Source organism: Micromonospora sp. NPDC005299 (genome assembly GCF_042872345.1).
In the GTDB taxonomy this organism is placed as follows: domain Bacteria; phylum Actinomycetota; class Actinomycetes; order Mycobacteriales; family Micromonosporaceae; genus Micromonospora.
In genome coordinates, this window is record NZ_JBIAKG010000007.1 from 190,777 (window position 1) to 206,348 (window position 15,572).

General features: G+C 69.2%; 8 protein-coding genes. 3 read left to right on the forward strand and 5 right to left on the reverse strand.

Annotated elements, in window-relative coordinates:
* Nucleotides 1-19: 19 nt before the first annotated feature.
* On the reverse strand, nt 20-2,461 hold the full coding sequence (locus ACFYPD_RS21350) for a M14 family zinc carboxypeptidase (RefSeq protein ID WP_387116099.1): 2,442 nt from the start codon (nt 2,459-2,461) through the stop codon (nt 20-22).
* Nucleotides 2,462-2,574: 113 nt separating this feature from the next.
* On the opposite strand from ACFYPD_RS21350, the gene ACFYPD_RS21355 reads away from it, so the two are divergent.
* The gene (locus tag ACFYPD_RS21355) at nt 2,575-3,087 is read left to right on the forward strand and encodes an IS607 family transposase (RefSeq protein WP_387116102.1); all 513 of its coding nucleotides are present in this window, start codon (nt 2,575-2,577) and stop codon (nt 3,085-3,087) included.
* Nucleotides 3,084-4,463: an IS607 family element RNA-guided endonuclease TnpB gene (gene tnpB / locus ACFYPD_RS21360; protein ID WP_387116105.1), complete on the forward strand. Its 1,380-nt coding sequence runs from the start codon at nt 3,084-3,086 to the stop codon at nt 4,461-4,463. The genes ACFYPD_RS21355 and tnpB overlap by 4 nt, the downstream gene beginning before the upstream one ends.
* A 119-nt stretch (nt 4,464-4,582) precedes the next feature.
* On the opposite strand, the gene ACFYPD_RS21365 is transcribed toward tnpB, so the two are convergent.
* From ACFYPD_RS21365 to ACFYPD_RS21375, 3 genes are all read right to left on the reverse strand, one after another.
* Nucleotides 4,583-6,736, reverse strand: a complete 2,154-nt coding sequence (locus ACFYPD_RS21365) for an MMPL family transporter (protein WP_387116108.1) — start codon at nt 6,734-6,736, stop codon at nt 4,583-4,585.
* Nucleotides 6,737-6,888: 152 nt separating this feature from the next.
* Nucleotides 6,889-7,560, reverse strand: coding sequence for a hypothetical protein (locus ACFYPD_RS21370; protein ID WP_387116111.1), 672 nt, complete (start codon nt 7,558-7,560; stop codon nt 6,889-6,891).
* A complete protein-coding gene (locus tag ACFYPD_RS21375; RefSeq protein ID WP_387116113.1) occupies nt 7,557-8,648 on the reverse strand; it encodes an L-histidine N(alpha)-methyltransferase in 1,092 nt (363 codons plus the stop codon). The genes ACFYPD_RS21370 and ACFYPD_RS21375 overlap by 4 nt, the downstream gene beginning before the upstream one ends.
* Nucleotides 8,649-8,924: 276 nt before the next feature.
* Here ACFYPD_RS21375 and ACFYPD_RS21380 point away from each other — a divergent pair, with 276 nt between their 5' ends.
* Entirely contained in the window at nt 8,925-9,278 is a 354-nt protein-coding gene (locus tag ACFYPD_RS21380; protein WP_387116116.1) for a nitroreductase/quinone reductase family protein, read from the forward strand.
* A gap of 103 nt (nt 9,279-9,381) precedes the next feature.
* Here the strand turns inward: ACFYPD_RS21380 and ACFYPD_RS21385 are convergent, their stop codons facing one another.
* Nucleotides 9,382-15,570 (reverse strand): S8 family serine peptidase, encoded by a 6,189-nt coding sequence (locus ACFYPD_RS21385; protein WP_387116119.1) that lies wholly within the window; start codon nt 15,568-15,570, stop codon nt 9,382-9,384.
* Between the last annotated feature and the right edge of the window lie 2 nt (nt 15,571-15,572).

Genomic DNA, 15,572 nt, shown 5'->3' on the forward strand with positions numbered 1-15,572 from the left:
GTTCAAGCAGCAAACTGGCCTATTGAACGGCCACCCTCTGCTTGTTGTAGTTCTTCCCCCCACCCTCCGGCTTGTAGTTGCCCTCCACGTTGCCGGCGATGTCGATCGAGAACCAGTTCACCGTCGTGTCCCGGTTCACCGTGATGCTCTGCACTCCCTCACGCATCCCAGCCAGCGCCAGCTTCGGCGAGCTGTACGTCGGCCGGCTCCCATCAAGCGTGTAGTACACGTTCGCCGGCTCACTGGTGCTGAACGTGAACGCCGTAGCCCCCGCCTCCCGCTTGACGACCTTCAGCGACGTCCGAGGCTGGCTCTTGTCCGTCGCGTACGCCCGGGCCACCTCAAGGATCGCGATGTTGCCGTTGGCGAACTCCATCGCCTCCTCGTGCCCCTCGGCGAACGGCGGCTGGAACCCGACCGCGCTGAACCGCCCGGTCGCCGGGTTGTAGATGTCGGCGCCGACCTCGAAGTCCCAGCCGATGATGCCCCGGTTGTACCAGTGCTCGTCGGCGCTGTTGCCGGCCGCCGAGTACAGCACGTCCGTCACGGGTCCGGTGCGGCCCGGCCAGATGGCGGTGCCGCGATATTCCTGCACGCGGGACAAGATGTAGTCCGAGGAGGTCCAGAAGTACGCCTCGGTGCCCTGGTCCACCCGAGGCAGCACCTCACGCCCCTCCGCCTTGTACGCCCCCGGCGGCCACATGAAGTACCCGCCGTAGGAGTGGGTGTTCATCGAGAGCTTGATGTTCGGGAAGTGGTCGACCAGCCAGACCTCGTTGCGCGCCTCCGGCTCGGACAGCTCGTTCGGCCCGGCGAACGTGTCGCTGGTGCAGCTGGTGGCCGACGCGCCGACGTAGCCGTCGAACACGGAACCGACCGAGAAGTTCCGGTTGATGTCGACGCCCCAAGCGTTGCGGCGGCCCGGGTCCGCGTTGGACGCCGGGCAGTAGTTGGTCATGTTCCGCCGCTGCATGTTGTAGTCGTACATGCTGTAGTGCGCGCCGTCGGGGTTGACGACCGGCAGGATGAAGATGTCCAGGCCGTCGACGATCTTGCGGGTGTTCGGGTCCTTCGCGTAGTTGCGCAGCAGCCGCTCGGCCGACTCCACGCAGACCAGCGGGGTCACCCATTCCCGGGCGTGCTCCTGGCAGTAGAGGAAGACGCCGACCTTCGAGCCGTCGCGGTGCTTGCCGATCCGCAGGACCTTCATCTGGAACGGCTCGCGGGACACGCTCGCCGGCCCCTTCAGGTTGTCGGTCAGCGGGGTCACCGGAGCCGCGGCCACGACGCCCGAGCCGGCGTTGCCCCGGTACGTGCTGGCGGTGAGCAGCTTGGCCGCGTCGGCGTTGCCGTTGACTGCGGCGACGACCTGCGCCGCCGTGCTGGTGATCGCGCCGGAGCCGTCGGTGGCCAGGCTCACCGTGACGGCCTTGCCCGACACGCTGACCGTCAGCGGGGCGTTCGCCGTGCCCGGGTTGACGAGCGACACGGTGATGTCGTTGCCGCCCTCGGAGCCGTACGCCGTCGAGGAGACGTAGACGGTGCTGGCCGCGGCGGTGCCGAACTGTGCCTGTGCCTGGCGACGGTAGCCCTTCGTCTTGTGCGGGAGGTCGATCAGCTCGGTCAGCCTCGGGAACTCCGCAGCCAGGCCGGTGAACCGCGCGGTGACCTCGGTCGGGTCCATGTAGTGGTCGACGAAGTCCGACACGTACGGGTGCTTGCCCGGGTTCTTGCGCGGGCTGCCCAGCCACTTGGCGACGTCGACGGTGGCCGAGCCGCCCTTGTTGCTGGTGATGGTGGCCTTCACCGGTGCGGCGGTGATGGGGACCGGGTTGCTGAACCGGTGGTACATGTACTGGCCGGCGTCGGTGAACCGGGACATGGTGGCGGTGCCGCCGGAGCCGATCTCCGTGCCGGGTCCCCCGTCCCAGCTCGCCGTGAGCACCGTCGTCGAGTCGGTGCCGGCGCTCGACTTCACCTCGATGTTGAGGAAGAGCTGGTTGTCGAGGCTGGAGAACCATTCGGCCCGCAGCACGGTCAGGGTGTCGGTGGCAGCGGTCGCCGCAGTCGCGGCGCGGATCGCGGCGGACCGCTCGGCCATGTTCTGCGCGTAGTCGCTCTGGTCGGAGATGGCGTCCTGGACGTCGAAGCCCTTGTCGCGCAGCGCCTGGCTCTCCTCGGGGCTGAGGATGGCGTGCACCTCGATGCCGTTGTCGACGGGCTTGACGTATTCGGCGAGGTCGACGCCGAGGTTGTTGAGGCGGTCGATGCCCGACTTGTCTGCGACGACGATGCGCATCAGGCCGACGCCCTTCTGTTCGCCGGTCGACGACCGGTCGCGGGCCACGGTGCGGTCCGTCGTCGGGCTGGCGAGGCCGGGTGCGCTGACGGCGAGCGCCAGCGGTAGGGCGAGCAGGGCCAGGAAACGGCGCGGCCCGTTGGATCTTCTTGTACTCCTCATGAGCGCCCATCCGGCGAGACAATGCAGAGGGCCGCGCGGTCGAGGCGTCAGGGTTATGAACTGCTGGGGTGCCGGTGGTCGTTAGCAATATGTAGCGCTCTATAGTTGCTGCTGTGAATTTGAAGGAGTGGGCGGCGGCGACTGGTGTCTCGTATGTGACGGCGCGTCGGCAGTACACGGCCGGGAAGCTGCCCGTTCCGACGTATCGGCTCGGCCGGCTCATCATGGTGGGTGAACCGGTGAAGGGCGCGGCCTTGGAGGCCGGGCAGGTCGTTGTGTACGCCCGGGTTTCGTCGGGCGAGCAGAAGGCGGACCTAGACCGGCAGGTCGCTCGGGTCACGATGTGGGCGACCGGGCGGCACCTCGCCGTCGATCGGGTGGTGACCGAGGTCGGTTCGGCGCTCAATGGGCATCGCAAGAAGTTCCTCGCGCTGCTGCGCGACCCGGCGGTGGCCACGATCGTGGTCGAGCACCGAGACCGGTTCGCCCTGTTCGGCGCCGAGTACGTCGAAGCCGCTCTCGCCGCGCATGGCCGCCGCCTGCTCGTGGTCGATCCCCGGGAGGTAGACGACGCCGCGAACCGCGCCCGCCGCGCCATCGAGGTTGCCACCGAGGATCCGGCGTGAGGACGGTCCAGGCGTACCGGTTTGCCCTCGACCTGACCCCCGGTCAGGAACGAGGCGTGCTCGCGCACGCCGGCGCCGCACGGGTCGCGCACAACTGGGCGCTCGCCCGGGTCAAAGCCGTCATGGACCAGCGGGCGGCTGAACGCACTTACGGTATTCCCGATGGCCAGCTCACTCCGGCTATCTCGTGGTCGCTACCCGCGCTGCGCAAGGCGTGGAACGCCGCCAAGCAAGACGTTGCGCCGTGGTGGGCCGAGTGCTCGAAGGAGGCGTTCAACACCGGCCTCGACGCGCTGGCTCGCGCGTTGAAGAACTGGTCCGATTCCCGGACGGGCATGCGGGCCGGCCGGCCGGTCGGATTCCCTCGGTTCAAGTCCCGCCGCCGCACTACGCCTAGCGTGCGGTTCACCACCGGACCGATCCGCGTCGAGCCGGACCGCACGCATGTGGTGCTGCCGCGGCTGGGACGGTTGAGGCTGCACGAGTCGGCCCGCAAGCTGGCCCGCCGCCTCGACAACGGCACCGCCCGGATCATGTCCGCGACCGTCCGGCGCGACGGCAGCCGGTGGCACGTCGCGTTCACCGTCGCAGTCGAGCGAGCCGAGCGCCGACCCACGCGGCCCGACTCGACGATCGGGGTCGACGTCGGCATCACGAACCTTGCCGTGCTGTCCACCGGCGAAACGGAGCCCAACCCGCGCCACCTGAGCGCTGCCCAGCAGCGCCTGCGGCACCTCGGCCGGGCGCTGTCGTGCAAGACCGGCCCGGACCGCGCAACCGGCCGCCGCCCCTCCAACCGGTGGCAGCGCGCCGCGAACAGGCTCGGCCTCGCCCACGCCCGGGTCGCCAACCTGCGCCGCGACGGGCTGCACAAGCTCACCACCCGGCTGGCCCACGAACACGCCACGATCGTGGTCGAAGACCTCAACGTCACTGGCATGCTCGCCAACCGGCGACTCGCCAGGCACATCGCCGACGCCGGACTCGCCGAACTCCGCCGGCAACTCGCCTATAAAACCCAGTGGAACGGCGGCCGGCTGATGGTGGCCGACCGGTGGTACCCGTCCACGAAAACCTGCTCGGGCTGCGGCACCGTGAAAGCCAAGCTGGCCCTGTCCGAGCGCACCTACCACTGCCAGGCGTGCGGCCTGGTCATGGACCGCGACCGCAACGCCTCACTAAACCTCGCCGCCCTGGCGGCCCAGTACGACACCGCCGGGAGTGGCCCGGTGGCAGCACGTGGAGCCGACCAGAAGACCCGCCAACGCGGGCAGGCGGCCGTGAAACGTGAACCCGGCACGGCACCCGCCGGTCAGACCGGGACCGTCCCACCGCAAGGCGGGACTACCAACCATGTGCTCGCTAAAGCACACTGAGAGGTAACGGTAGGTCACCCCCGGCTGCCGTCGCCCCGGCGCCGCAGCTGCGCAGAGTGTGACGCGCGTGTCGCCATCAGGGAAGATCGATGGGGTTGGGCGGCTCGGTGCGCCGCCCCCTACACCCCCGCCACGCTCGCCGGCTCCGGCGGCGTGTGTCGTCCCCTGGCCGGCCGCTCATCTCCATGCCCCGGCCACCAGGCCTTGTGCCCGATCAGCGCCGTCAACGCCGGCACGAAGAACATCGACATCACGAACGCCGACAGCACGATCCCGATCGCCACCGCGAAACCCATCTGCTGCAGGAACGAGATCGGCGCCAACATCAACACCCCAAAGGTCCCGGCCAGGATCAGCCCTGCCGCGGCAACGGTCGGCCCCGCATGCTCCACGCCGATTGCGGCAGCCTGGTGCGGCTCGTTCCCCTCCCGGGCCTCCTCCCGCAGCCGCGCGATCATCAGGATGTTGTAGTCCGTCCCGATCGCCACCACGAACAGATACAGGATGATCGGCAGCTGGAAGGTCACGCCGGGCTTGCCCTGGAGCCCCTGGAAGAGATAGACCGTCGCCCCCAGCGTCGCCCCGAAGTTGAGCAGCACCGCGATCACCAGGTAGATCGGCGCGACGAGGCTGCGCAGCAGCAGCGCGAGGATGAGCGCGATCAGCGCCGCCGCCACCGGCAGGATCACCGACAGGTCGCGGTTGTTGGCCGAGTTGATGTCCGCGAAGATCGCGGTCGTCCCGCCGACCAGCGCCTTGGTGCCGGACGGGGCTGCCTCGTGCAGGGCGGACCGCAGGTCGTCGCGGACGAGCGTGATCGCCTCGTTGGACACCGGGTTCTCGTTCAGCAGCAGGTTGACCCGCGCCACGCTCGGGTCGCTGCTGCGCTCCGGCGGCTGCACCTGCCCCACGCCCGGGGCCTTCGCCGCGGCCGCCGCGAAGTCGGTGACCTGCTGCTCGGTCAGCGGCGTTCCGTTGCCGGTGGTCAGGTAGACCTCCGTCGGGGCCAGGGCGCCGGCGGCGAACCCGCGCTGCAGGTCGGCGGCGGCCTTCGCCGACTCGGTGTCCTGGGGGAAGCCGGAGCTGAAGTCGTAGTCGGCCTTGTAGCCGAGCACCCCTGCGGCGAGCGCGACCAGCAGGGCGCCGGAGGCGGCCGCGACGAGCGCGGGCTTGCGGCCGACGGCGGTGCCGAGGCGCCGAGACAGGGTGGCCTTGGGGGTACGTTGCCACGCCTTTGACGGCCAGAAGACGTACCGCCCGAGAAGCGAGACGACCGCGGGGATGAGGGTGAGCGAGGTGATCAGCATGACGGCGACGGCGATGGCGAGCGCCGGGCCGAGCGAGCCGAAGAAGCCGAGCGAGGCCAGGAGCAGCACGAGGAACGCGACGATGACGGCTCCGGCGGCCGAGGTGATGACCTCGCCGACCCGCTGGACGGAGACGATCATCGCGGTGCGCTTGTCGTCGCCGGCGCGCAGCCGCTCGCGGTAGCGGAAGAGCAGGAAAAGGATGTAGTCGGTGCCGATGCCGAACAGCACGATCAGCAGGATCGTCTGCAGGTCCTGGCTCACGCTGAGGTCGAACACCTTGCCCGCCGCCGCGACGAGCCCGGTGGTGATGGTCAGCACCAGGCTGACGACCACGACGGGCAGCAGCGCCGCGATGGGGCTGCGGAAGATGATCAAGATCAGTCCGATGATCAGGATGATCGTCGCGACGCCGACCACGGCGAAGGCACTGTTGAAGGTGTCCTCGTTGTCGACGAAGCTGGCCACGTCGCCGGCCACGCCGGCGGTCAGCCCACTGCCGGCCAGCTCCGGGCCGAGGGCGGCCCGCAGATCGCGTACGGCCTTGAGCAGCGCCGGGTCGTCGGGGGCGGTGGCCTCGAGCCCGACGTTGACCACCTGCACCGACTTGTCCGGCGCCACGGCCGGCGGGCCGGTCAGGTAGCCGGACGTCTTCGGGATGTTCCTGGCCTTGAGCGACTGGGCGACCTGGCCCACCTTCGCCTCGTCGGCGGGGGTGAGTTTCTGCCCGTCGGCGCGCTTGACGACGATCGTCGCCGTGGCGGCGGCCTGCTGCGGGAACGCCTTCTGCCCGAGCTCCGTGGCCTGCACGGACTCATACGAGCGGGGCAGGAAGCTCTCCTGGTCGGCGGAGGTGATGTCGCTCAGCGACGGTGTGGTGAGGATGATGGCGGCGGCTGCGATCACCCAGCCCGCGATCACCCACCACGCCTTGCCCACGACGAATCTGCCCAGCCGCTCGAACATGGTTTCCCCCGCGTCTTCGGCTCTCCTGATGTCCAGGCCCGACACATTGGTGCCCGCCCGATCGTCACGTTGGCGGCAGCCTTGGCTACCCCTGGTGCATGCTACCGCCGCCCCGCAATCCTTTTCGGACGCCGCACGGATCGCGACGGTGGCTATCGAGGGCTGCCGGCTTCCCCCGGGCCGCGCGCCCGGAGCGTGGCCGTGGCGAGCGGGGAACTGGCCAGCAGGCCGGCGAGGTGTTCCTGCATCCGCTCCAGTGGACCGTCGGCGCTGTGCAGCCCCTGGTAGAGGTCACGGAGCACGTCGTCGGATCCGTTGGTGAAGGCCAGGATCTCGGCGAGGGAGAGCTGGTGGTTGAAGATCTCCGCTTCGTTGCGCCAGTCGTGGAGCATGCCGGCCAGCGACTCGTCGCGGCGCGGGGACAGCACCGCCGAGGAGAGGGCGGCGTTCACCGCCGACAGGTTCATCCGGGGGTAGACCTGCCGGCGTGCCGGCTGTGCGGTTCCCACGGCGAAGGGCGGCGAGGTGAGGATCTTCCGGTTGTCGTGCAACTCCTCGCCGATGGCCTGGAGGGCCTCCGCGCGCCGCTCCCGGCCTGCCGCCCATCGTTCGGCGACGATGCCGGTGATGCCGCCGAGCAGACCCAGGACCTGCACCGCCGGCTCGAAGCGCGACGTGCCGGTCGATCGGCTCCACCAGACGGCGCTGACCACGAAGGCCACCGCCAGGCTGCCCGCGGTGACCGCCATGATCCAGGTGCGCGGTGCCGTCGCCCAGGACGGCAGGGGCGCCGGGCGCGGCCGCCGCCCCGGTCCACTCGTCATGTGCCGGGACGGCGGAAGACATCCCGGGCGGCCGTGTCGTGGCCGTTGCCGGCGTCGCTGCTCGACAGGAGCATCAGGTCCATGCCGAACCGGCGGGTCCTCTCGTACGCCTGGAACTGCGTGAACGCCTCGCTCTCGACGAACAGGCCGGCCTTGCCCAGCGCGGCCGCGAGGGCCTTGAGCTGGTATTTCCGGGTGATGAGGAGGCGGATGGTGTCGCCGCTCGGGAAGTGGACCTCGCTGCGGTTCGGCAGCACGATCTTCAGGTCCTCGGCGGAGCGGTTGCAGTAGATGACCTTGATGACCAGTGACCGCCCCTCCTCGACCACCCCCTCGAAGCGGACATAGTTCATGTTCACCGAGAGGTCGGTGTTCTGGCGCAGGGCGCTGATGACGAACTCGCGGAACACCCAGCTGGTCTCGTACTCCCGGGCTGCCTGCTGCGCCATCCGCTCGTCGAGTTGGGATGCGGTGGCGACCTCCACCATGAGCCGGTCCTGCGGGCGCAGGAGTTGCTTGCTCAGCCGCTCGACGAGCTCGACGTCCTCGTCGAAGTTGGCCATCGTGTTGCCGAGCAGGGAAAACAGCACCGGCTCGTCGCCGATCAGCCGGTCACGCAGTTCGTTCAGCTCGGTCACGTTCTCCTCGACCGAGAAGTCGAGTTGCACCGGAAGCAGTTGATTTCGGAACTGCCGGAAGAAGGGCAGGGCTTTTATCGGCTTCAGGCCCAGGCGCAGCATCTCCGCGCTCATGTCGACGGGCACGTAGTACATTTCCGGGTTCGCCCGCTGGAGGTCGGCCAGCACCACGGCGTCCTTCTCCCCGGTGCCGGGGCCGAGGCTGATGTAGTGGTAGGGCCGGCCGTTGTGCCGCGAGTGCAGGTTCCGCCAGCGCCGGCTGAAGGTCTCGATCCCGTCCCTCATGACGGGATAGTTGGGGTCCGTGCAGGCCCGCTGCCAGTTGACCGCCGGTTCGATTCCCCAGTACGAATAGCCGGACACGATCCTCTTCTCGTCACCGGTGGACGAGAAGGGACGCTGCAGCTCGGCGGCCAGTTCGTTGAGCTTCCGGGACTGGTCCTCACCCACGAGGCACAGTGACCAGGAGAATTCGGTTTCCGAGATGACTTTTTCGAGTCTCCGCAGAAGCTTCAACTGTTCCCTGGCCGGCTGATCCATGTTGTGCCATCCCCCCGGCGAGGTCCGAGCTTCCCCATGTTCCGCCCGCCAACCTTAACAGCGTCAAGGTCTCCTCAGTGGACCGCGAACCAGGGGTGACTGCCTGCATCGGGTGACAAGGTCGCGGAACACACCGCGGTCGGGCGCGGGAGTGCCTAGCCTGACGGTGAGACGCGAGGGGGCATCGTGGCGAACGCGGTCTGGGACGCGCTGGACGGAGTGCGCGAGGTCGAGATCACCGTGACCGGCCGGAGGACCGGCCGGCAGATCACCCACCCGGTGTGGTTCGTGCTGGACGAGGACAGCGTGTTCCTCGTCCCGGTGACCGGCTCGGACAGCCAGTGGTACAAGAACGTCCGGCAGACCCCGATGATCGAGGTGTCGGCGAACGGGACGGCGCTGAGTTCGAGTGCCACTCCGATCATCGAGGCCGACCGGGTGAACCACGTGGTGGAGCTGTTCAAAGCCAAGTACGGCGCCGACACGGTGGAGAGCTTCTACCCGAAGCACGACGTGGCGGTCCAGGTCCCGCTCGGGTAGCCGGCCTAGTCGTTGCGCGCCGTCTCCGGGTCGTGGTCAGAGCCTCCCCGGCGATCCTTTCCGAGGAGGCTCTGACCACTGCTGGCGGACCGGTTCGGCTAGCTCACAGGCGCGGGTCCTGCTGGATCTTCAGGGCGTTGAGGATCGGGTCGCTCTCGCCCTTCTCGCGGCGAAGCTCGATCTTCAGATCGCCACCGGCGTGCTCGACGGTGACCGTGTTCATGTCCGCGGTCAGCGCGCCCACCTTCGCCTGCACGTCGTGGTCGTAGAGCACGACCTTGCCGTCGGCCAGAACATCGAAGGCACGCTTGCCGGCCTTGACCTTCTCGATCTCCGCGAAGTCGAGGCCGATCCGGTACGTCCCGGCCGGGGCGTTCTTGAACACGTAGCTGAACGTCTCGCCGGTCCGCTGGGTGCGGAACAGCGCGTCGTCCTCGGTGCCGGCGATGTCGGCCTTGGTGGTACGCGCCTTGCCGCCGACGTAGCCCCACGGCCGCGAGCCGAGCTCCTGGTCGGGCGACCAGACGAAGCCGTCGGTGCCGATGTACCCGGATCCGCCCACGTCGACGCCCTGCCAGTAGGCCGAGGTCGCCAGGCGGACCGGCTTGAGCTGGACCTCGCCCTTGCTGGCATTGGACGCCACGAGCACGTCCCCGACGAGCACGCCGGGCTCGACGCCGGCGTTGTCGGCCGTCGCCGTGACCGTGGTGGACTCCCCGGCCGCCAGCGTGACCGTGCCGGTTGCGGCCGCGCCCGTGAGGGTCAGCCACGGAAGGTCGGCGGCCTCGTGCCCGCCGTCGCTGGTGCGCTTCTGCTCGCTGAGCCGCACCTCGAGCGGGGCGGAGCCGGTGTTGGTCACGGTCACGTCGGCCGTCGCCTTCTGGCCCTTGTCGAGGAGCCAGTCGAAGTCACCTCCGCTGACGGTGGCGATGCCCGTGGTCAACGCCGTGTCCACCACCTCGGCCTGGTCCTTCTTGGCGATGGTCACGGGGTGGCTGGCGGTGACGTAGTTCGGCGCCTCGACCTGCACGGTGTTCTCGCCGACCAGCGCCTGGGCCTTCCACCGGCCCTTGGCGTCGGCCGTGATGACCCGCTCACCGTTCGGCCCCTTGAGCATGACGATCGCCCCCTCGATCGGCTTGCCGTCGTTCTTGTCGGTGACGGTGCCCTCGATCGTGCCTGCGGCCGGGAGGGTGTACTCCAGCCCCAGGCCGGCCTTCAGGATGGGCTGGTCGAAGGAGTACTGGCCCGCGGGGTTGCGCGTCAGGCTCTCCACGCCGACCGTCGCCGACGACCCCCGGGTGAGGGGGTTGTCGCCGCCGACGCCGTCGCCGTACCCGATCTGGATGCGGCCGTCGGCGATCAGGGTGACTGAGAAGCTCACGCGAGCCGTCTGGTCGTTGTAGAAGGTGGCGTTGCGCCACTCGATGACCTCAGCGGCTTGGCCGTCCACCTCGGTGGTGCCGAAGTAGATGCCCGCCTCGTCGTCGACGACGAGGTCGTCCCAGAGCGGATAGATCGCGTCGAACGCGTATGGCGACGGCAGTTCCGTGTTGTTTCCCACGGCGCTGGCCTGGTCGAAGATCAGTTGGCCGTTCGTCGTCACGCACACGCCGTCCCAGGCCGTGTCGTAGAACGGGAACAGGAAGCTGGAGTCGAACCACAGCACGCCGCAGACGTCATCGCCGTGCCACCCGGACTCCTCCGTGCCCTGGCGGTAGAGCCCGTCGGTCACCTTCATCGAGTACGAGCGACCGGCGGGGGCCACCGGCACGGGGCCCGGCTCCGGCTGCTCGGGCTGGGGCTCCGGCTCCGCCGTGTCTGCGCGCGGGTCGAGCGTCACACGCAGCGCGGCGATGGTCGGGGCCTTCAGGCCCTTCGAGCCCCGCAGCTCCACGGTCAGCGGACCGCCCTCGTGCTTCACGACGGCGGTGCGCCAGTCGGCGGCGTTCGGCCCCACGGCCGCGGCCGGGTCGTACGCGTAGTCCGTCAGCGTTCCGTCCACGAGGACGTCGAACACCCGTTTGCCCTTGGCCACGTTCTCGATCTCGGCGAACCCGAGGTCGATCGCGTAGGTGCCCTTGGGTGCGTCGGGGAAGCGGTAGAACAGCTGCTTGTCCGGCGTGGTGCGCTGCGACTGGAACAGGGCGTCGTCCGTCGTACGTTCGATCCCGGACGTCGTGGAGGCGACCTTCGTCTTCCCCTCGTAGCCCCACTTCCCGTCGCCGGCGGCGTGGTCGGCGGACCAGGTGTAGCCGGAGCCGTCGGTGAACGAGGTTCCGCCGGCGTTGACGCCGACCTGGTACTTCGTGGTCGTGAGCGTCACCGGGACGTAGGTCTTGGACTGGCGTCCGGAGTCGGACCTCACGACGATGTTCGCGCCGATTACCCCTGGCTTGGTGTCCTTCGAGGAGATGGAGACCTTGACGGTCGTCGACTCGCCCGGGGCGAGGGTTCCGCCGGTCGAGGACAGCGACAGCCACGGCAGGTCGGTGAGCAGGTCGTCCTCGACGTCGACCAGCACGACGTCGTCGGCGACCTGGTCCGCCGCCCACAGCGCTCCGGTCGAGTCGGTTTCGAGGCCGCCGCCCTGGGTCGCCTTCTGGCCCGGGAACCACCACGCGTTCACCAGCGAGCAGTCGTCGGGGTCGACCTGCAGCAGGCGGGTGGGCCGGTTCGAGGTGAGGTCGGTGTACCAGATGGTGTTGGACGCCTGGTTGTAGGCCAGGCCCATCACCTCGGGCAGCGGCGGCGCGCAGAACGACAGCAGCGCACCGGCGTTGTCGTGCGACGTGCCGGCGACGGTGCCGATCATGCCGTTCGCCCGGCCGCCGACGTAGAACACGTCCTCCGTCGGGTTGTAGGCGAGGCCGGTCAGCTGCAGCGTGGACCAGTCACCCTTGATCTGCCGGGTCTCCTTCCCGGTCTCCCGGTTGAAGCAGTGGATGTAGCTGGCCGGGCTGTCCTCCATCTGGCACATGTCACCGGTCTTGGTGTCGAGCGCCATGTCGAACGCCCGGTACGCGGGGTTCCACGACGCGTCGAAGACCTTCCCGGTCGGCTTGCCCGTCACCGTGTAGGCGGTGTTGGTCCGCGCGTTGTAGTCGTGGACCCAGACGTCGCCGTCGTACCCGATGCCGGTGGGCTCCTTCTCCTGGATCGTGCCCGGGATGGGGATCCGGGTGATGACGTCGCCGCCGGAGGTGGGGCCGACCTTGGCGGCCGCCTGTGCTTCCGCCTTGGTCGCCGTCGCAGCCTTGCCGTCGGCGTTCGACGGCTTCATGCCGCTCGCACCGGCCTTCCACGCGGTGAGGTCGATCGTGCTGTCCGCACCCGTCCCGGTGCGAGCGGTGGCGCCGGTGGCGTCAAGCTCGGGGTGGCGCGCGGCCTCGCCCAGGTCGTACGTGAGCGGGGCGGAACCGGTGTTGGTCAGCGTCAGCGAGCCCACACCGTTCTGGTCGGTGCCCAACAGCGCGTCGAGGCCGTCGGCCTTCAGGCCGGCGACGCCCGTGGTCAGCCGTGCGTCGATCTTGGCGTTCGCGTAGAGCTTGTCGAGGGAGAAGGGGTATGCCGCGGTCGTGTAGTTCGGCGCGTCGACCGTCATGGTGTAGTCGCCGACCGGAAGCTGACGGTGCACGATGCCCGTCCCGTTGGTCGTGACGGTCTCGACGAGCCCCAACTTGTTCGTGAACGAGACCTTGGCCCCGGCCACCGGCAGCCCGTCGTTCTTGTCGACGACGGTCGCGTCGAGGTAGCCCCAGTCGGGAAGGTCGTAGGTGACGATCATCCCGTCGTGCAGCACCGGGGCGTTGTCGGAGAACCGGATGCCGTCGACGCCGGCCCAGCCCTGGATGCCGGTGATGGTTTTGGCGCCGGCGGTCACCGGGTCGTCGGTGCCGATGCCGTCGCCGTAGGAGAAGATCACCTTGCCCGAGCGGGTGAGCGTGGCCGAGAAGTTGACCGGCTCCGTGTACTCCGACCGGATCGGGTAGGCCCAGATCTTGGCGTTACGGAACTCGACGACGAACGCGTCCTCGCCGTTGACCTTGGTGGCTGCCGTGAAGACGCCCCCGCCGGGGGCGAACTCGACGGGGGTCTGGACGTAGAACGGGAAGACGCCCGCACCGCCGCTGCCGGGTCCGGTGCCCTCGTCCGGGGTGATCACGCCGCGCAGGCTGATACCGAGGGTGTCGTGGCTGCCGTTGTAGAGCGCGATCGGGAACGGCAGCTTCACCGTCGCCCACACGCCGCTGGTGAACGCGACCGAGTCGGTGCCGCGCAGGTACTCGCCGTCGGAGACGGCGCAGCTGTAGCCGCCCTTGTCGACGACGAGCCCGACCGGGATCTCGCGCGACTCATTCTGCGCGCCGACGGTCAGCGGGACCGTCGTGGGCGAGAAGCAGGCGTTGGCCTTGACGGTCAGCGTGTACGCGCCCTCGGGGACAGCGCTGATCGTGAACGCGCCGTTGGCATCCGTGCGTACCGGCTTCAGCGGCGTGTCCTTGACGGAGACGTCGGCGTTCGGGACGGGCCGCTTCTTGTCGTCGACGACCCTGCCGCTGACGTCGTGCCTCGCGGCGGCCGTGAGCGGCAGCTTGACGGAGGCGTCCTGGCCGAGGGAGATCGTGACGTTGGCGGTCGCGGTCAGGTAGCCGAAGACCCTGGTGCTGAGCTGGTAGTCGCCGACCGGGAGGTTCGTCGTGAACCGGCCGTCCTTGTCGGTTCCGATCGACCGGCTGAACGGCCCGCTGATCGTCACCTCGGCGGCGGGGACCGGAGCGCCGTCGGCGGTGACGACACCGGTCAGGGTGCCGCCCTGCCGGGGCGCGAGCTCGAGCAGGCGGACGAGGTCGAGCCGGCCTTCGCCGTACTTGTTGTTGAAATCGGCGGTGCCGCCGCACTCGGTGTCGTCGACGTCGACGGCCGAGTCGGCGAGCAGACGGCGGGTCTGCTCGACCTGCCCGATGAGGGTCGGGTCGTAGCTCCACAGCGCCGCGACGGCGCCGGCGACGTGGGGAGCCGCCATCGACGTACCGGCCATCTCGACGTAACTGTTGTTCGGGTAGGACGAACGGACGGCGACGCCCGGAGCGGAGATCTCGGGCTTGATCCGTCCACCCTCACCCTCGCCCTTGCGGGAGAACGACGCGAGCGTGCCGTCCGACGCGTAGGCGCCGACGGAGTAGGCACTCTCGGCGGAGCCGGGCGAGGAGACGGTGTCGCAGGCCGCGTACGGCGAGGTGTTGCCCGATGACCAGACGCTGAAGATGCCCGCGGCGCTCCAGGCCTCGTCGATGGCCTGGAAGAAGTCGTCGAAGTTGTGCTCGACGGTTTGGCCCCACGAGTTGTTGATGACGTGGGGGCGCTTGGACGGGTCAGGGTTGTTTCCCTGGACGTCGGTCGGGGCGAGCAGCCACCAGCCCGACCGAAGCAGCGACTCGACGCCGCTGCTGTCGCAACAGCCGTTCGTCGCGATCCACTGCGCGTCCGGGGCGACGCCGACGTGCTCGGTGCCGTCGTCGCCGACCATGGTGCCCATCGTGTGCGTGCCGTGTCCGTTGTCGTCGCACGGCGCGCCCGCGCACGTGCCCCGGGTGGCCATCCAGTTGTAGTTGTGGTCGACGGTGCCGTCGGGCTTCGTGCCGCGGTACTGGTGCATCAGGGCGGGGTGGTCGAATTGGACGCCCGAGTCGAGGTTGGACACGGTGATGCCCGCACCGGTGGCGCCCATGGCCCACGCCTGCGGGGCGTGGATGGCGTCCAGGCCCCACGTGGTGGTGCCTGCCTCTGCGGCGGCCTTCGGGGCGGCGGGGCGGGCGGCCTGGTCGGCCGGGGTCTTCTCGTCCACGGGCTCGACCAGCGCGACCTGCGGCGCTGCGTGGATCTCGGCGACCTGCCCGACCGAGGCGACGTCGAGCGCGAGCTTCTGCGTGCCGCCCTTGACGAGCACGGCGTTGACGAGCGGGTAGGACATGTACTTCACGCCCGCCTCGTCGAGCTCGGCGGAGACGGACGCCGCGGAGCTCTTCGCTGCCGCTTTCAGCGCGTCGTAGACGAACTGACCGCGGGCGGTCCAGTTCGTAATCTTCTTGGCGGGGGCGAGATCGGCCATGGTGTCGAACGTGATCCAGAAGTCGGAAGCCGGCTGCGTGCGGAAGCGATCCTTCAGGTTCGACGCGATCTTGTTGGCGGCCGCGCCGGGATCTGGCTCAGCCGCGGACGCCGGTGTGGGCTGGATCATGCTCAGGCCGACCGCTACGGCCAGCGACGCCGCGAGGGCTTTGAGTCTCATGC

Excerpts from the sequence above, each read along its gene's own strand:
- ACFYPD_RS21350 (WP_387116099.1), bottom strand. The coding sequence starts at position 2,461 with ATGAGGAGTACAAGAAGATCCAACGGGCCGCGCCGTTTCCTGGCCCTG.
- ACFYPD_RS21365 (WP_387116108.1), bottom strand. The coding sequence starts at position 6,736 with ATGTTCGAGCGGCTGGGCAGATTCGTCGTGGGCAAGGCGTGGTGGGTG.
- ACFYPD_RS21370 (WP_387116111.1), bottom strand. The coding sequence starts at position 7,560 with ATGACGAGTGGACCGGGGCGGCGGCCGCGCCCGGCGCCCCTGCCGTCC.
- ACFYPD_RS21385 (WP_387116119.1), bottom strand. The coding sequence starts at position 15,570 with ATGAGACTCAAAGCCCTCGCGGCGTCGCTGGCCGTAGCGGTCGGCCTG.